Origin of the sequence: Luteibacter sp. 9135 (assembly GCF_000745005.1) — a bacterium.
Taxonomy (GTDB): Bacteria; Pseudomonadota; Gammaproteobacteria; order Xanthomonadales; family Rhodanobacteraceae; genus Luteibacter.
In genome coordinates, this window is sequence record NZ_JQNB01000001.1 from 2,469,915 (window position 1) to 2,485,805 (window position 15,891).

Annotated in this window: 16 protein-coding genes and 4 tRNA genes; 18 read left to right on the top strand and 2 right to left on the bottom strand. The window is 65.9% G+C overall.

All coding sequences use genetic code 11. The features are described 5' to 3' along the window. The first annotated feature begins 72 nt into the window (after positions 1-72). Positions 73-2,340 carry an ATP-dependent Clp protease ATP-binding subunit ClpA gene (gene clpA / locus FA89_RS10620; protein ID WP_036140599.1) on the top strand — a complete coding sequence of 756 codons (2,268 nt, stop codon included), beginning with the start codon at positions 73-75 and terminating at the stop codon, positions 2,338-2,340. Positions 2,341-2,447: 107 nt separating this feature from the next. Then, a complete protein-coding gene (locus FA89_RS10625) occupies positions 2,448-3,047 on the top strand; it encodes an ATP-dependent Clp protease proteolytic subunit (RefSeq protein WP_036140600.1) in 600 nt (199 codons plus the stop codon). A gap of 79 nt (positions 3,048-3,126) precedes the next feature. On the opposite strand, the gene infA is transcribed toward FA89_RS10625, so the two are convergent. Together infA and FA89_RS10635 are read right to left on the bottom strand one after the other, a co-directional pair. Continuing rightward, positions 3,127-3,345 (bottom strand): translation initiation factor IF-1, encoded by a 219-nt coding sequence (gene infA / locus FA89_RS10630; protein ID WP_036140601.1) that lies wholly within the window; start codon positions 3,343-3,345, stop codon positions 3,127-3,129. A gap of 95 nt (positions 3,346-3,440) precedes the next feature. Then, positions 3,441-3,716, bottom strand: a complete 276-nt coding sequence (locus FA89_RS10635) for a polyhydroxyalkanoic acid system family protein (RefSeq protein WP_036140602.1) — start codon at positions 3,714-3,716, stop codon at positions 3,441-3,443. 140 nt (positions 3,717-3,856) lie between these two features. Between FA89_RS10635 and FA89_RS10640 the strand changes: the two genes are divergently transcribed. From FA89_RS10640 to FA89_RS10715, 16 genes are all read left to right on the top strand, one after another. After that, positions 3,857-4,630 (top strand): FHA domain-containing protein, encoded by a 774-nt coding sequence (locus FA89_RS10640; RefSeq protein WP_036140603.1) that lies wholly within the window; start codon positions 3,857-3,859, stop codon positions 4,628-4,630. 44 nt (positions 4,631-4,674) lie between these two features. Continuing rightward, a complete protein-coding gene (serC, locus tag FA89_RS10645) occupies positions 4,675-5,760 on the top strand; it encodes a 3-phosphoserine/phosphohydroxythreonine transaminase (protein WP_036140604.1) in 1,086 nt (361 codons plus the stop codon). A gap of 80 nt (positions 5,761-5,840) precedes the next feature. Continuing rightward, the gene (pheA, locus tag FA89_RS10650) at positions 5,841-6,941 is read left to right on the top strand and encodes a prephenate dehydratase (protein ID WP_036140605.1); all 1,101 of its coding nucleotides are present in this window, start codon (positions 5,841-5,843) and stop codon (positions 6,939-6,941) included. Then, on the top strand, positions 6,938-8,050 hold the full coding sequence (gene hisC, locus FA89_RS10655) for a histidinol-phosphate transaminase (RefSeq protein WP_036140606.1): 1,113 nt from the start codon (positions 6,938-6,940) through the stop codon (positions 8,048-8,050). Before pheA ends, hisC begins: the two co-directional genes overlap by 4 nt. Further along, positions 8,047-9,363 (top strand): 3-phosphoshikimate 1-carboxyvinyltransferase, encoded by a 1,317-nt coding sequence (aroA, locus tag FA89_RS10660; RefSeq protein ID WP_036140607.1) that lies wholly within the window; start codon positions 8,047-8,049, stop codon positions 9,361-9,363. The genes hisC and aroA overlap by 4 nt, the downstream gene beginning before the upstream one ends. 37 nt (positions 9,364-9,400) lie before the next feature. Next, the gene (kdsB, locus tag FA89_RS10665; protein WP_036140608.1) at positions 9,401-10,183 is read left to right on the top strand and encodes a 3-deoxy-manno-octulosonate cytidylyltransferase; all 783 of its coding nucleotides are present in this window, start codon (positions 9,401-9,403) and stop codon (positions 10,181-10,183) included. A 226-nt stretch (positions 10,184-10,409) separates the two neighbouring features. Next, on the top strand, positions 10,410-12,233 hold the full coding sequence (gene uvrC, locus FA89_RS10670) for an excinuclease ABC subunit UvrC (protein ID WP_036140609.1): 1,824 nt from the start codon (positions 10,410-10,412) through the stop codon (positions 12,231-12,233). A gap of 49 nt (positions 12,234-12,282) precedes the next feature. After that, complete coding sequence (pgsA, locus tag FA89_RS10675; RefSeq protein ID WP_036140610.1) at positions 12,283-12,897, top strand: CDP-diacylglycerol--glycerol-3-phosphate 3-phosphatidyltransferase; 615 nt, start codon at positions 12,283-12,285, stop codon at positions 12,895-12,897. A gap of 38 nt (positions 12,898-12,935) precedes the next feature. Beyond that, positions 12,936-13,011, top strand: a tRNA-Gly gene (locus FA89_RS10680). A 77-nt stretch (positions 13,012-13,088) separates the two neighbouring features. Further along, positions 13,089-13,162: transfer RNA gene (locus tag FA89_RS10685), tRNA-Cys, on the top strand. Between the two features lie 48 nt (positions 13,163-13,210). Further along, positions 13,211-13,297, top strand: a tRNA-Leu gene (locus FA89_RS10690). Between the two features lie 25 nt (positions 13,298-13,322). Further along, the gene (gene yjjX, locus FA89_RS10695) at positions 13,323-13,889 is read left to right on the top strand and encodes an inosine/xanthosine triphosphatase (RefSeq protein ID WP_036144101.1); all 567 of its coding nucleotides are present in this window, start codon (positions 13,323-13,325) and stop codon (positions 13,887-13,889) included. An 86-nt stretch (positions 13,890-13,975) separates the two neighbouring features. Continuing rightward, on the top strand, positions 13,976-14,239 hold the full coding sequence (locus FA89_RS10700) for a hypothetical protein (protein WP_036140611.1): 264 nt from the start codon (positions 13,976-13,978) through the stop codon (positions 14,237-14,239). Positions 14,240-14,298: 59 nt separating this feature from the next. Continuing rightward, the gene (locus tag FA89_RS10705) at positions 14,299-14,508 is read left to right on the top strand and encodes a hypothetical protein (protein WP_036140612.1); all 210 of its coding nucleotides are present in this window, start codon (positions 14,299-14,301) and stop codon (positions 14,506-14,508) included. Positions 14,509-14,563: 55 nt separating this feature from the next. Then, positions 14,564-14,639: transfer RNA gene (locus FA89_RS10710), tRNA-Gly, on the top strand. Between the two features lie 248 nt (positions 14,640-14,887). Further along, positions 14,888-15,760 (top strand): LapA family protein, encoded by an 873-nt coding sequence (locus tag FA89_RS10715; protein WP_036140613.1) that lies wholly within the window; start codon positions 14,888-14,890, stop codon positions 15,758-15,760. Positions 15,761-15,891: the final 131 nt, after the last annotated feature.

Consider the following 15,891-nt stretch of genomic DNA (forward strand, 5'->3'; position numbering starts at 1 on the left):
CCCCATCTGGTGTTCATGCGGCAAGACGAAGGGGCTGGTCCCCGCCGCCCACATCTATCGGAGACGGTCCGTATGTTCAGCAAGGATCTCGAAGTCACCATCGGGCACTGCTACAAGCAGGCTCGCGAACAGCGCCACGAATTCATGACCGTCGAGCACCTGCTGCTTGCGCTCACTGAAAACACCTCCGCCCTGGCCGCCCTGCGTGCCTGCGGCGTCGATCTGCCGAGGCTTTCGGCCGATTTGCAGCGCATCGTCGCCGAAACCGTGCCGGTGCTGCCGGCCGGTGACGAACGCGACACGCAGCCCACGCTGGGTTTCCAGCGGGTATTGCAGCGCGCCGTGTACCACGTGCAGTCGTCGGGCCGGAAGGAAGTCACCGGCGCCAACGTGCTGGTGGCGATCTTCGGCGAAAAAGACTCCCACGCGGTCTATTTCCTGCATCAGCAGGAGATCACCCGCCTGGACGTGGTCAACTATATCTCCCACGGCATCGCCAAGATCGGCGATGAAGCGGCCGCGGCCGCGCAAAGCCCCGAGCGCGAAGGGGAAGAGGGCGGTGAAGGCAAGGGCAATCCGCTCAACGAATACGCCGCCAACCTCAACGAACTGGCGGTGCAGGGCAAGATCGACCCCTTGATCGGCCGCCAGGACGAGGTGGAGCGCACCATCCAGGTGCTCTGCCGCCGCCGCAAGAACAACCCGCTCTACGTGGGCGAGGCCGGCGTGGGCAAGACCGCCCTGGCGGAAGGCCTGGCCAAGCGCATCGTCGAGGGTCAGGTGCCCGAGGTGCTGGAGGATTGCACCATCTGGTCGCTGGACCTGGGCGCCCTCGTGGCCGGTACCAAGTACCGCGGCGATTTCGAGAAGCGGCTGAAAGCCGTCATCGGCCAGTTGAAGAAGCAGCCCAACTCCATCCTCTTCATCGACGAGATCCACACCATCATCGGTGCGGGTTCGGCGTCGGGTGGCACCATGGACGCTTCCAACCTGATCAAGCCGATGCTGGCCTCTGGTGAACTGCGCTGCATCGGCTCGACCACTTTCCAAGAATTTCGCGGGGTGTTCGAGAAGGACAGGGCGCTGGCGCGTCGTTTCCAGAAGATCGACGTGGTCGAGCCCACCGTGGCCGACTCTATCGAGATCCTGAAGGGCCTGAAGAGCCGCTTCGAAGAGCACCATTCGGTGGAATACACCGGTGAGGCTCTGCGTGCGGCCGTGGACCTCTCGGTCAAGCATATCCCTGACCGCCTGTTGCCGGACAAGGCCATCGACGTCATCGACGAAGCCGGTGCCCGCCAGCGCCTGCTGCCCGAGGAAGAGCGCACGGGCAAGGTCGACGTGCCGGAGATCGAATACATCGTGGCCAAGATGGCGCGTATCCCGGCCAAGCAGGTCTCGGCGTCGGATCGCGACGTGCTGCGCAACCTGGAGCGCAACCTCAAGATGGTGGTGTTCGGCCAGGATGGCGCGATCGAGGCCCTCTCTTCGTCGATCAAGATGGCACGCTCCGGCCTGGGCGACCCGTCCAAGCCGATCGGAAGCTTCCTGCTCGCCGGCCCCACTGGCGTGGGCAAGACGGAAGTGACCCGTCAGCTCGCCATGCAGCTGGGCATCGAGATGGTGCGGTTCGACATGTCCGAGTACATGGAGGCCCATTCCGTGTCGCGTCTGGTCGGTGCGCCTCCGGGCTACGTCGGCTTCGACCAAGGCGGCCTGCTGACCGAGCAGATCACCAAGCATCCGCACTGCGTGCTGTTGCTGGACGAAATCGAGAAGGCCCATCCGGATGTGTACAACATCCTGCTGCAGGTGATGGATCGCGGCGTGCTGACCGATACCAACGGCCGCGAAGCCAACTTCAAGAACGTGATCATCGTGATGACCACCAACGCGGGCGCACAGCTCGCATCGCGTCGCGGCATCGGCTTCGTCAAGCAGAACCACGCGACGGACGCCATGGAGACCATCCGTCGCCTGTTCACGCCGGAGTTCCGCAACCGGCTGGACGCGGTGATCCAGTTCAACGCGCTGGACTTCGACCACATCCTGCGGGTGGTGGACAAGTTCCTGATCGAGCTGGAAGCTCAGCTGGCCGAGAAGAAGGTGAGCGTGGATGTCACGCCGGAAGCCCGTCGCTGGCTGGCGGAGCACGGCTTCGATCCGCAGATGGGCGCCCGTCCGATGGCCCGTGTGATCCAGGACAAGGTGAAGCGCGCGCTGGCCGACGAACTGCTGTTCGGCAAGCTGGCCGACGGCGGCAAGGTCACCTTGTCGGTGGACGGCGACGAACTGCACGTCGAGACGGAGTCGGCGGAACCGGCGGCCGTGACGGCCTGAGTCGGAATGATGGTTTGAAAGACATGCTGGCGTAAGAGAAAGGGCGGCCTGCGGGCCGCCCTTTTTTGCCGCCTGACGTTTACAACTGCCCCATGGAGATAATGCACATGTTCAGCAACGAAACCGAGCCCAAGGCGTCCGCCGGTCAGGGCCAGGGCAGCACCTTCCTCGAAGAAAAAGCCTTCCGCGCGCGTACCGTGCTGGTGTTCGGCACGATCACCGACGCCGTCGCCGCGGATACGGTTCGCCGCCTGCTGGCGTTGGACGCGGAGTCCGATGCGCCGATCGACATGATCGTGTCCTCGCCGGGCGGTCATCTGGAGTCGGGTGACGTGATTCACGACGTGGTGCGTTTCATCACGGCGCCGGTCAACATGATCGGCACCGGCTGGGTCGGCAGTGCCGCCACGCATCTGTACCTGGGCGCGCCGCGCGAGCGTCGGGTCTGCCTGCCGCAGACGCGCTTCCTGATCCATCAGCCCAGCGGTGGCGCCGGTGGTCAGGCCAGCGATATCGCCATTCAGGCCAAGGAGATCATGAAGGCGCGCGAGCGCATCGCCCGCGTGATCTCGCGTGAGAGCGGACAGCCGATCGAGCGTGTTCGTGAGGATATCGAGCGCGACCTCTGGATGTCGGCCGAAGACGCGGTGACCTACGGTCTGGTCTCGCGCATCATCGAGCATCGCAAGGACGTCCGCCTCGACTGAGTCTGGATCAGTCGGACAACAAAAAGCCGCAGCGTGAGCTGCGGCTTTCTTGGCCTACCGGGTGCGGCGCGAGACGCGCTTACTTCATACGGTAGGTGATACGACCCTTGGTCAGGTCGTACGGGGTCATCTCTACCTTCACCTTGTCGCCGGTGAGGATGCGGATGTAATGCTTGCGCATGCGGCCGGAAATATGGGCAATGATGACGTGCCCGTTCTCGAGCTGCACGCGGAACATGGTGTTGGGAAGGGTCTCCTGGATCGTGCCTTCCATTTCGATGACGTCGTCTTTTGCCATGTGTTCCGGGTCGGATGAACGGCCGGAATGGCCGCATAAGTCCCTTAGTATGCCATAGCGGACCGGCTCGGGCCAGCCCACGCAGCCGCCTTGGCTCAGGCGAAGTGCTCGTCCAGCTTCTTTCGGATCTCTTCCTCGATGGTGCCCTTCAGGGGCGACAGCAGCATGCCCAGCTCGGCGGTGACGTGCACGTCGGACGGCGACACGGCGATGGCACCCTTTACGCCGGAGCGGGCAAAGCTCATCGTGTCGCCGTCCCAGCGACCCTCGGTACCGAATTTCTCGCTCATGCGGGCGGCCACTTTCTCGACCACGGCGCGTGCTTCCGCGACGGTCTTGCCATGCGGGCGGCGAATATCGATTCTTGCCATCGGAGCGATCCTCTGCACTGAAAGCGGCGGAGTCTAGCAGGATGGGGCATCACGCCATGTCGACACTTTCGTCGACACCTTTAAGGTCAAACAGATAGCGCACTCTGCTAAAGTTACTTCGTCAACGTCCCGGTTCCTCCATGCGCATCGAATTCGTCAGCTCGGCTCGCGGTGATTTCCATTGGTCACGGCCCGTGCTCACGATCGGCCGTGGCGAGGACAACGACCTGGTCGTGTCCGAAAACCACGTTGCCGCCAGGCACGTCACCCTCCATCGCGACCGTCGCGGCATGGTGCTGGAGGTGGCCCCGTCCACGGGGCGTGTCTACGTCAACGCCCGCCCCGTGCGCGAACGCGCGATCCTGCGCCCCGGCGACAGCCTGTCGCTAGGCGACTGCCGCATGTTGCTGCGCGACGATGCCGACCTCGACGCCCGGCCCACCGTGGAGCCGACGGACGCCCGTTGCACCGTCGCGTTGCGGCCGGTGGCCGGCCCCTTGTCCGGCCGTGTCATTACCGTGGGCGATCGTCTCGAACTGGGCGCCACGCATGGTGCCTTGCCGCTCGAATTACCCGGCAACGATGTCGCCCTGCTGGTGCTGGCGTGGGAGGACGGCGAGCTGATCCTCGATGGCTCACGCGTTCCGGCGCGCCATGCCGTACGCGTCAACGGCATCACCGCCGTGCGCGCGGTGTTGCAGCCGGGCGACCAGATCGGTCTGGCCGCGCATCGCTTCGTGGTCGATGCCCCGGGCTGGTCGGCGGAGCCACCGGTGGTGCTGCCCGGGCCCGCTCCCACGGTCGACCCCGGCAGTGAAGACGCCGCCGGCGCACGCGGCGACGTGTGGTGGCTGATCCTCACCGCGGCGTTGCTTGCCGTGGGTATCGCACTGGTGCTGTTCGTCAAGCTCTGAAGCGGGCGCATAATCGGGGTTTCCTTCCCGAGGGTGCATCGAGCATGACAAGAGCCTGGAACTTCAGCGCAGGCCCGGCGGCCCTGCCGGAAGCGGTGCTGCGCCGCGCCCAGTCGGAACTGCTCGACTGGAACGGCACCGGTGCCTCCGTAATGGAACTGTCCCACCGCGGCAAGGATTTCATGGCCCTGGCGGCCAGTGCCGAAGCGCGCCTGCGCAGGCTGATGGCGGTGCCCGAGGGCTACACGGTGCTGTTCCTGCAAGGCGGGGCCACGCAGCACTTCGCGCAGATCCCCATGAACCTGGCCGGGGCCGATGCGTCGGCCGATTACATCGTGACGGGCCACTGGGGCGAGAAAGCGGTGCGCGAAGCGTCGCCCTACCTCACCGCCCGCGTGGCCGCCACCTCGGAAGACGCCCGGTACCTGGCCCTGCCGGCGCGAGACACCTGGCAACTCGATCCCCGCGCCGCCTACCTGCACTACACGCCCAACGAGACCATCCACGGCGTGGAGTTCCACGACGTGCCTGACGCGGGCGACGTGCCGTTGGTGGCGGACATGTCGTCGAACATCCTCAGCCGGCCGGTCGACGTATCGCGCTTCGGCCTGATCTACGCCGGTGCGCAGAAGAACATCGGGCCATCCGGCCTGGTGGTGATGATCATCCGCGACGATCTGCTGGCCCGCGAAGGCCGGCCCATGGCGAAGATCTTCCGGTACGCCGAGCACGCCGCCAACGATTCGATGCTCAACACGCCCAACACGTGGGGCTGGTATCTCGCGGGGCTCACGTTCGAGTGGCTGGAAGATCAGGGCGGCCTCGAAGCCATGGGCGAACGCAATGCGCGCAAGGCGGCCACGCTGTATGCCGCGATCGACGGCTCGGGCGGTTTCTATCGCAGTCCGGTGGCGGTGGCATCGCGCTCGCGGATGAACGTGCCTTTCACCCTGCACAACAGTGCGCTGGATGCCGCGTTCCTTACCGAATCCGCCGCGGCGGGTTTGCTGGCCCTCAAGGGGCACAAGGCCGTGGGTGGCATGCGCGCATCGCTGTACAACGCCGTGCCGCAGTACGCCGTGGATGTGCTGGTGAACTTCATGCGGGACTTTACGGCGCGTCACGGTTAAAGTCGGGATTCACCGCATTGCAGCATGCGTAGTGCGGTGATAACCGTTTCATTTGCAACCACTTAGCCGCCTGGAAGTCCATGAGCAAGACCCCCACCGATAAGCAAGCCACGCTGATCGAAGCGCGTACGCGCATCGACAGCATCGACCAGCAACTGCAGTCGCTCATCAGCGAGCGCGCCCGTTGGGCACAGCAGGTCGGCCGGGCCAAGGGCCCGTTGAAGGCGGCGGTGGAGTATTACCGACCCGAGCGCGAGGCCCAGGTGCTGCGTGGCGTAATCGACCGCAACGACGGCCCGCTGCCCAACGGCGAGCTGGTGCGGTTGTTCCGCGAGATCATGTCGTCGTGCCTGTCGCAGCAGCAGCCGCTGAAGATCGGCTTCCTCGGCCCCGAGGGCACGTTCAGCGAGCAGGCCGTGCGCAAGCACTTCGGCCATGCCGCCTACGGCTTGCCGCTGGGCAGCATCGAGGAAGTCTTCCAGGAAGTGGCTGCCGGCAATGCCGATTTCGGCGTGGTACCGGTGGAAAATTCCGGGCAGGGCATGATCCAGATGACGCTGGACATGTTCCTCGTCTCCAAGGCCACCATCTGCGGCGAGGTGGAACTGCGTGTCCACCAGAACCTGCTCTCGCTCGACGGCGAGCTGAAAGAAATCAAGCGCGTCTACTCGCACCCGCAGTCGTTGCAGCAATGCCAGGGCTGGCTGCGCGTGAACCTGCCCAACGCCGAGCGCATTCCCGTTTCGAGCAACGCCGAGGCCGCACGAACGGCCAAGCTGTCACCGGAATCCGCCGCCATCGCCGGCGAGACGGCCGGCCGCGTGTATGGCCTGAAGACCATCGCAGGCCCGATCGAAGACCGCTCGGACAACACCACGCGGTTCCTCGTCATCGGTCGCTCGATCTTCCCGCCCTCGGGCAACGATCGCACGTCGCTGCTGGTGTCCGTGCGTGACAAGCCCGGCGCGCTGTACGACGTGCTCAGCCCGCTGGCGCAGCACGGCATCAGCATGAACCGTATCGAGTCGCGCCCGGCGCATACGGGTAAGTGGCAGTACGCGTTCTTTATCGACGTGTCGGGCCATGTGAACGATGACGCGATGAAGGCCGCCCTCGACGAGATGAAGCCGGCCGCCGCCGACGTGCGCGTACTCGGTTCCTATCCGGTCGCCTTGCCGTGACCGTCGGGTTCGACGCGACCGCGCTCGCGAACCGGGCGACGGCCGCGCTGCGCGCATACGATCCAGGCCACGACCTGCCCGCGCTGCGGCGACGCTTCGGCGCGACCATCGCCGAGTTGGGCTCGAACGAGAATCCACTCGGCCCCAGTCCAATGGCTATGCAGGCGGCCACACGGGTGCTGCAGGACATGTGGCGCTACCCCGACCCGACCGGCACGGCGCTCAAGGCGTGCCTCTCGACCGAGCTGGGCATCGCACCGGCAGGCATCACGCTCGGCAACGGCTCGCACGAACTGCTGATGCTGCTGGCGCAGTGCTTCGCCGACGCCGAGCACCCGGTGGTGTTCTCGCAGTATGGTTTCGCGGTGTTCCCCATCGCCGCCGCGGCGGCCGGTGCGCAGGGCATCGCCGTGCCCGCTTTGTCGGCCGACCATCCCCAGGCGCCTTACGGGCACGACCTGGAGGCGATCGCGCACGCTGTCACCCCCGCGACGCGGCTGGTTTACCTCGCCAACCCCAACAACCCGACCGGTACCTGGTTCACGGCCGCCGCGCTCGCCGCGTTCCTCGGGCGCGTTCCGCCGTCAACCCTGGTGGTAGTGGACGAGGCGTACCACGAGTACGTGGACGCCGCTGGTCCCGCAACCGCCATCGCCCTGATGGATCGCTTCCCCAACCTCGTCGTGACCCGCACCTTTTCCAAGGCGCACGGCCTGGCCGGGCTGCGTGTCGGCTACATGGCCAGCCATCCGTCGGTGGCGGCGGTGTGCGAGCGGCTGCGCGAATCGTTCAACGTCAACGCCGTGGCCCTGGCCGCCGCGGAGGCCGCGCTCGCAGATCGTACGCATCGCGATCGCGTGCGCGAGGTCAACGCGGGCGACCGTGCTTGGCTGGCCGATGCGCTGACCGCGCGCGGCATGCGCGTGCTGCCGTCGCAGGCGAACTTCCTGCTGGTCGACCTGGGGCGCGACGCCGCGCCCGTCGAAGCCCATCTGTTCGAGCGCGGCGTGATCGTGCGGCCCATGGGCGGCTACCGCCTGCCCCATACGGTCCGCATCAGCATCGGCAGCCGTGCCGAACTTCACCGTCTACTGGAGAACCTGCCATGAGCCGCATGGACTGGCAAAGCCGCACGGGCCGCCCCCTGTACGGCGAGATCACGGTACCGGGCGATAAATCCGTATCCCATCGCGCGCTGATGTTCGGCGCGCTGGCCGAGGGCGTCACCCACATCCGCGGTTTCCTTGAAGGCGAGGACACCCGCGCCACCGCGGCGATCCTGGGCACGCTGGGCGTGCGTTTCGACACGCCGGCCCCGGGCGAGCGCGTGGTGCATGGCGTGGGCCTGCATGGCCTACGCGGCAGCACGGACAACCTGGATTGCGGCAACGCGGGCACCGGCATGCGCCTGCTCGCCGGGCTGCTGGCCGGGCAGGCGTTCGACAGCACGCTGGTCGGCGACACCTCGCTGTCGCAGCGACCGATGCGTCGTGTCACCGATCCGCTGGCGCTGATGGGTGCCTCGATCGACAGCGCTGACGGCAAGCCGCCGTTGCGCATCCACGGCGGTGGGCGGCTCAAGGGCATCCGCTACCAGCCGCCCGTGGCGAGCGCGCAGATCAAGTCGGCGCTGCTGCTGGCCGGCCTTTACGCCGAGGGCAGCACCGAGGTGATCGAGCCGCATCCCACCCGCGACTACACCGAAAGCATGCTCAAGGCGTTCGGCTGGCCGATCGAGTATTCGCCGGGCAAGGCGAAGCTGGAAGGTGGCCATCGCCTCACCGCGGTGGACGTGGACGTGCCGGCGGATTTCTCGTCGGCGGCCTTCTTTATCGTCGCAGCCTGCGTGGTGCCCGGTTCCCACGTGCGCATCAAGGGCGTGGGCCTCAACCCGCGCCGTACCGGACTGCTGGCCGCGCTCGAACTCATGGGCGCGGACATCGCCGTGGAAAACGAGCGCAGCAGCGGTGGCGAGGACATCGGCGACCTGGTGGTCAAATACGCGCCGCTGCATGGTGTGGCCTTGCCGCTGGATATCGTCCCCGACATGATCGACGAGTTTCCCGCGTTGTTCGTCGCCGCAGCCGTGGCCGAGGGCATGACCACGATTCGCGGCGCGGCGGAGTTGCGGGTGAAGGAGTCTGATCGCATCGCCAGCATGGCCAACGGGCTGAAGGCTTGCGGTGTGCTGATCGATGAACTGCCGGATGGCGCGATGATCCGTGGCGGCAGCATCGGCGGCGGCCACGTCGACAGCCATGGCGATCACCGCATCGCCATGAGCTTCGCCGTTGCCGGCCTGGTCGCTAGCGCACCGATCGTCATCGGCGACTGCGCCAACGTCGCCACCTCGTTTCCCGGCTTCATGGCGCTGGCCAACGGGCTGGGCTTCGACCTGTCGGATACCGTGACGTCCGCGTAGGCGCTACGCTGGTCGCTTTCCCCGTCCGGATGCCCCCATGGCTGACAAACTCCCCCCGTTCGTCGTCGTCGTCCCGGCGCGGTTCGGCTCCACCCGACTGCCGGGCAAGCCGCTGCTGAAGATCGCCGGCGAATCGATGATCCGGCGGGTGGCGGCAAGGGCAGGGCAGGCCGGCGCCGCGCAGGTGGTGGTCGCCACGGACGACGACCGCGTGGCGACCGAGTTGCGCGGTTGCGGCGACCTGCTGGTCTGCATGACCCGGACGGACCACGCCTCGGGCAGCGACCGCATCGCCGAGACCGTAGCTCACTTCGGCTGGCCCGACGACACCATCGTGGTGAACCTGCAGGGCGACGAGCCCTTCGCTCCCGCCGCCGGCATCCGTGCGGTGGTGGCCACGCTGGCGGGGGACGACGCACCCATGGCCACCCTGGCGACCCCTATCGTGCATGCCGACGAATTCTTCGACCCGAATATCGTCAAGGTGGTGCGCAGCCAGAACGGTCGCGCGCTGTATTTCACCCGCGCACCGGCGCCCTGGGCCCGGGACGAGTTCGCCCGGGACCGGGGCGTGCTGCCACCCGGCCTGCCGTTCCTGCGCCACATCGGCATCTACGCGTATCGGGCCGGCTTCCTGCGCCGGCTGGCGGCCCTGCCGCGCACCCCGCTGGAGCAACTGGAGTCGCTGGAACAGCTGCGCGCCCTGGAGCACGGCCACGCCATTTCGGTCCAGCCCACGCCGGAGCCGTTCCCGCCCGGGATCGACACGGCCGAGGATATGGAGCGGGCCGAGCGCTGGGTGGCGACGCAGGCCGGGTAAGCGAGCGCGTCCTAGGGGATTTCCTACACGGGTATCTGGTCGCCACCTACAGGGATATTCGGTCTCGGCCGGGCGCGCCCCGTAGGGCGACGACGTAACCTATCCCTGTCGCCAAGCTCTCTCCCCCTAAGGACGGCGACGCTCCCACGGAAGGTCCGCGCCGGCATGATTCATCCCATGCCGGCGTTTTCGCGTCCGGCGTACGTCTACGCGGTAAAATGGGCGCATGGAGCACACCGAGTCGCACCCCTTTGACGGCAAGGCCTTCGTCCGCCACCTGACCACCTCGCCCGGCGTCTACCGCTATTTCGATGCGGAGGACGAGTTGCTGTACGTCGGCAAGGCCGCCAACCTCAAGAAGCGCGTCAGCAACTACTTCCTGAAGCCGCCCATGGACCCGCGCATCGCCTCGATGGTGTCGCAGATCGCGCGGGCGGAAGTGACCCTGACCCGCACCGCGGGCGAGGCGCTGCTGCTCGAATCACAGCTGATCAAGTCGCTGAAGCCGCGTTACAACATCGTCCTGCGCGACGACAAGAGTTATCCCTACATCTATCTGTCCAGCACCGATGAGTATCCGCGGCTTGGCTTCCATCGGGGTGCCAAGACCGCGTCGGGGCGCTACTTCGGTCCCTATCCGAGCACGTTCGCCGTCCGCGAGAGCCTGGGCCTGATGCAGAAGCTGTTCAAGGTGCGCCAGTGCGAGGACAGCTATTTCCGGAACCGTTCGCGCCCCTGCCTGCAACACCAGATCGGCCGGTGCAGCGCGCCCTGCGTGCGCCTGATCGACGTGCCGGACTACCGCAACGACGTGCGTCACGCCGAGATGTTCCTGGAAGGGCGCAGCAGCGCCGTGATCGACGAGCTGGCCGTGGCCATGGAAACCGCCAGCCAGTCGCTGCACTTCGAGCGTGCCGCCACCCTGCGTGACCAGGTGGCCGCCCTGCGCCGGCTCCAGGCCCAGCATTTCGTGCAGGGGGCGAGCGCGGACATGGACGTCATCGCTTGCAGCATGGAAGGGGGGATGGCCTGCGTCAGCGTGCTGTTTTTCCGCAACGGCGTCAGCCTGGGATCGCGCGATTTCTTCCCGCGGCTGGGTACGGATGCATCGATCCCCGATGTCCTCGCGCAGTTCATCGCCCAGTACTACCTCGAGCGCCAGGTGCCGCGCGAGCTGGTGCTCAGCGACGACGTGGAAGACATCGAGGTGCTGGCCGGCGTGCTGTCGGAGCATGCCGGGCACACGGTGTCGCTCAAGCCCAGCGTGCGCGGCGAGCGCGCCCGCTTTTTGGAAATGGCCCAGCGTAATGCGGGCGCGGCGCTGACCTCGCGCCTGGCCAGTCGGCACACGCTGCTGGCGCGTTTCGACGACTTGCAGAAGGTGCTCGAGCTGACCGAGATGCCGCGACGCCTCGAGTGCTTCGACATCAGCCACACCATGGGTGAGGCCACGGTGGCTTCCTGCGTGGTCTTCGGTCCCGAGGGCCCGGAAAAGTCGCACTACCGACGCTTCAACATCGCCGGGATCACCCCGGGCGACGACTACGCCGCCATGCACCAGGCACTGACCCGGCGCTTCAAGAAGGTCGTGGAGGGCGGTGTGCGGCCCGATATCCTGCTGATCGACGGCGGCACGGGCCAGGTGGGGCAGGCGGTGGATGTCCTGCGCGAGCTCGGCGTCGAGGGCATCCGTGTCGTCGGCGTGGCCAAGGGCCCCGGCCGCCGTGCCGGCGAGGAAACCCTCGTGCTCGCCGACAGCGGCCGGACCTTGCACCCCGGCACCTCGTCGCCGGCCCTGCACCTCGTGGCCGCGGTCCGTGACGAAGCGCACCGTTTTGCGATCAGTGGCCATCGCCGCCGTCGTGAAGCGGCCCGCGAACGCAGTACGCTGGAGGACGTGGCCGGCGTGGGCGCGCGCCGACGCGCGGCCCTGTTGAAGGCCTTCGGTGGACTGGCGGGCGTGGAAGCGGCCGGCGTCGAGGAATTGATGAGCGTGAAGGGCATTGATCGCGGGCTCGCGGAGCGCATCTATGCCATGCTGCATCCCTGATCGAACGGAGGTGTCGGCTCGCACCGATTCCTCCCGTACTGGCTGACCTATGCGCATCAACCTTCCCACCTGGCTGACCCTGTTCCGCGTGCTCCTGCTGCCGGTCATGGTCGTCGTCTTCTACCTGCCGTTCCGCGGCGCCAGCCTGACGGCGGCACTGGTCTTCGTGCTGGCCGCCTTCACCGACTGGCTGGACGGTTACCTGGCCCGGCGCATGAACCTGACCTCGGCGTTCGGGGCATTCCTGGACCCGGTGGCGGACAAGCTGATGGTCGCCGTCACGTTGTTCCTGCTGGTGCAGTCGCACCCTGGCGGTTGGCAGGGCATCCTGCTGGCGGTCACGGCCGCCGTCATCGTCGGCCGGGAAATCAGCGTTTCCGCGCTGCGCGAGTGGATGGCCGAGATCGGCGCGCGCTCGCGGGTCAAGGTCGCCTTCCTCGGCAAGCTGAAGACCACGATGCAGATGGTGGCCCTCGTGGTCCTGCTGCTGCAGCACGACGCCGAGACGCTGCGCCTGTACCACATCGGCGAGGCCCTGCTGGTCATCGCCGGCATCCTCACGATCTGGTCCGGGCTGGATTATCTGCGCGCCGCATGGCCGGCCCTGCGTGGCGACGCCGAGGCGGTCAACAAAAATGAAAAAAAACCGCTGCAAGGTGGTTGACACATGGACGTCGTGATCTAGAATAGCGGGACAACGACGCGGGAATAGCTCAGTTGGTAGAGCACGACCTTGCCAAGGTCGGGGTCGCGAGTTCGAGTCTCGTTTCCCGCTCCAAAGTTTTCACGAAGCCTCGGTCACCCGGGGTTTTGTTTTTTAGGCGCCACGCGATACTCTCGCGCTGCGCCAGCGATGGCCGGGTGGCAGAGTGGTCATGCAGCGGACTGCAAATCCGCGTACGCCGGTTCGATTCCGACCTCGGCCTCCATCGCATTCCAAGGCGCTCCGCTCACGCGGTGCGCCTTTTTTCTTGAAAGCCCGGATGGCGAAATCGGTAGACGCAAGGGACTTAAAATCCCTCACTCGTAAGAGTATGTCGGTTCGAGTCCGACTCCGGGCACCATGTCTACCGAAAGCAGATCGATCCCATGACATCCCGCTCGGTGCTCAAGGTCATTGTCGGCTCGCGCAATCCGGTCAAGATCGGCGCGGTACGCAACGCGCTCGCAACGCTCTTTCCCGAGCATGTCCTCGCCTGCGAAGGCATGCATGCGCCATCCGGCGTCGCCGATCAGCCGATGACCGCGACGGAGACGCGTCAGGGCGCCATCCAGCGCATGCAGTACTGCCAGCGACACGGTGGTGAGGCCGACTTCCATGTCGCGCTGGAAAGTGGGATCGACATGGGTGAGGACGGTCCAGGCACGGTCGGTTACGTGGCCATCGCCGGGGGCGACCACGTATCCGTAGGGCGCAGCGCCTGGCTGCCCTTGCCGCCGATTGCGTACGAGGCCCTGCTCGAGGGCGAAGAGTTGGGTGACGTGATGGACCGGCTGTTCGGCACGGTCAACGTCAAGCAGCAAGGAGGCGCCATGGGCCTCGTCACCCGTGGTCATGCCACTCGCGAGGGCGCGTACACGCAGGCCCTGCTGCTGGCGATGGCGCCGTTCCTGAACCCCGATCTCTACGGTTTGGCTTCGCGAGTCGTCCCGTAAGCCATGACACTGGTGTGTCGGTTCGGCGACAGGTCACACCCCCGTAACGCCGCCTGTGCGACACGTGGGTATTAGGGAGGTGCGCCATGCTCGGATCTACCCAGGCCACGGTGACCGCCGCCGCGACCGAACACGTCAAGCCACTGCGCGTCTACGTCTTCTATCCGTCGATCAATCACCGTGCGTGGTGGGTCCTGCTTCCGGGTTCGGCCAAGCAGTCCTTCGACTCGGAAGGCGCGGCGATCGAGTTCGCGGTGACGCGCGCCCGCACGCTGCGTGGTCACGGCCGCCCTGTCGAGGTGCTGCAGGAAAAAATCTCGGGATCGTGGATGGCCGTTCGCGTGTCGTGAGCAATCGCCGGTAATGAGTGCCTGTTGATCCAGTTCGACCTGTCCAGAGGTGTTTCGCCATGACGACCGAGTACGAAACGATCAACCAGCGCCTGATCGGCGAACTCAAGGCGCAGCGTCGCGAGGTGCGTAGCCCGGCGATCGTCGATCCACGTCGTTACCGCGATCCCGAGGACGAGGCAGGGCAACTGGCCGATCCCGGCGATGCGGGCACAACGAGCGTGGCCTGCGACGACGCCGATCGCGGACCGTTGGACGACGATCACTGAAACGTGTCGAGGGCTTGCAATGCGGGCAAGGCTTGCCTAGAATTGCCGGCTCGATGCGGGAATAGCTCAGTTGGTAGAGCACGACCTTGCCAAGGTCGGGGTCGCGAGTTCGAGTCTCGTTTCCCGCTCCAGATTGCGATCTACAGGCATTCATCGGCCTCTGTAGGTCTTCGAAAAAAGGAGCTTCGGCTCCTTTTTTCGTTTCAGTCAACCTCACGCAAATCCATCGACAGCCAGCGTCTTTGAGTTCAAAGACTCGGATGCCCTTGTTCCTGTCGAGGTCACCACGGCAGATAAAGTTGCCGGGGCTTCCGCCGATAACCCTATCTTCGCCGCGCACGTCACCGCGACGTGCTGTCGGCTGCTTAGGGATGGGCTCATGCCTCTGGTCATCGTTGTCGCCTCCGTCGTCTCCCTTCTCGCCGCCGCCATGTTGTACGGCGGCTGGACGGTCTACCAATCGCGCTACGCGCTTCGGGAATGGCGTCAGCGATCCGAACGTGCGGAGCAGCAGGTCGCGTCCCTGGAGCGCCACCTTGGTGCTCTTGTAAAGGTGATCCACCACAAGGGTGGGGGCGTCGTGCAGCGTTATTACGAAATCAGCGCCCTTCGTTTCCTGTTGATGAAGCAGCATCCTTCTGCATGGGACGCTCGCTCAAGTATTCCTCAATGGCTGCGTGCCCACAGCGAGTTCCTGCATGATCTTGCCGAGCAGTCGAGACGCGTCGGGACGACGGAGGAGATGCGCCGACGGATTGAAGCGGTGCGCATCGGGCATGGTGAAGAGCTTGCCTCCTACACCCTGCCGGTCGATGTCGATCCACCGACGGCATCATCTCCTACGGAGGATTCGGCGCACGATAGTGCTTTGGTGGCGGAGGCTGAGCGCCAGGCCTTGTTTTACTTTCTGCAAGTGGCCACCGCGCTGGCCTTTTCCGGCCGGTTTGTGTCTGCTGAGCATGGCGGTCGGGGATCCGCGTTGGCAGGTGTGGAGCACATGTGCGATGAAGCGGCGAAAATCCTCCATGGGCAGACGGCAGCCGTCGCGGACCGCGCACTGGCTGTGGTGGCCGCGGCTGACGCGTTGAGTGAAACGCTGGGCACGGCCTGGCTCGCAGGCGCCGCGGCGGCCAAACCGACGCCATCCAAAAGACAGCTGGATGATCTCAAGACATCCGTTCGTGGTTCGATCGGTGGCGGATCAGGCGCCGCTGGCTCGGCCAGTTATGGCACGATCGGGAGCATCGCGTAGGCTCAGGGAATGACGCCAAAGCCGCGCCGGGTCGATCGTTCGGCTTCATGTACGCCGGCGGGATCCAGGCTCTGGCTACACGCGTGCCGTCCTTGACCCCTTCATGCCCGGAAGCTCGGCAAGCGGCAGCT

Excerpts from the sequence above, each read along its gene's own strand:
- clpA (WP_036140599.1), top strand. The coding sequence starts at position 73 with ATGTTCAGCAAGGATCTCGAAGTCACCATCGGGCACTGCTACAAGCAG.
- FA89_RS10625 (WP_036140600.1), top strand. The coding sequence starts at position 2,448 with ATGTTCAGCAACGAAACCGAGCCCAAGGCGTCCGCCGGTCAGGGCCAG.
- infA (WP_036140601.1), bottom strand. The coding sequence starts at position 3,345 with ATGGCAAAAGACGACGTCATCGAAATGGAAGGCACGATCCAGGAGACC.
- FA89_RS10635 (WP_036140602.1), bottom strand. The coding sequence starts at position 3,716 with ATGGCAAGAATCGATATTCGCCGCCCGCATGGCAAGACCGTCGCGGAA.
- FA89_RS10640 (WP_036140603.1), top strand. The coding sequence starts at position 3,857 with ATGCGCATCGAATTCGTCAGCTCGGCTCGCGGTGATTTCCATTGGTCA.
- serC (WP_036140604.1), top strand. The coding sequence starts at position 4,675 with ATGACAAGAGCCTGGAACTTCAGCGCAGGCCCGGCGGCCCTGCCGGAA.
- pheA (WP_036140605.1), top strand. The coding sequence starts at position 5,841 with ATGAGCAAGACCCCCACCGATAAGCAAGCCACGCTGATCGAAGCGCGT.
- aroA (WP_036140607.1), top strand. The coding sequence starts at position 8,047 with ATGAGCCGCATGGACTGGCAAAGCCGCACGGGCCGCCCCCTGTACGGC.
- kdsB (WP_036140608.1), top strand. The coding sequence starts at position 9,401 with ATGGCTGACAAACTCCCCCCGTTCGTCGTCGTCGTCCCGGCGCGGTTC.
- uvrC (WP_036140609.1), top strand. The coding sequence starts at position 10,410 with ATGGAGCACACCGAGTCGCACCCCTTTGACGGCAAGGCCTTCGTCCGC.
- pgsA (WP_036140610.1), top strand. The coding sequence starts at position 12,283 with ATGCGCATCAACCTTCCCACCTGGCTGACCCTGTTCCGCGTGCTCCTG.
- yjjX (WP_036144101.1), top strand. The coding sequence starts at position 13,323 with ATGACATCCCGCTCGGTGCTCAAGGTCATTGTCGGCTCGCGCAATCCG.
- FA89_RS10700 (WP_036140611.1), top strand. The coding sequence starts at position 13,976 with ATGCTCGGATCTACCCAGGCCACGGTGACCGCCGCCGCGACCGAACAC.
- FA89_RS10705 (WP_036140612.1), top strand. The coding sequence starts at position 14,299 with ATGACGACCGAGTACGAAACGATCAACCAGCGCCTGATCGGCGAACTC.
- FA89_RS10715 (WP_036140613.1), top strand. The coding sequence starts at position 14,888 with ATGCCTCTGGTCATCGTTGTCGCCTCCGTCGTCTCCCTTCTCGCCGCC.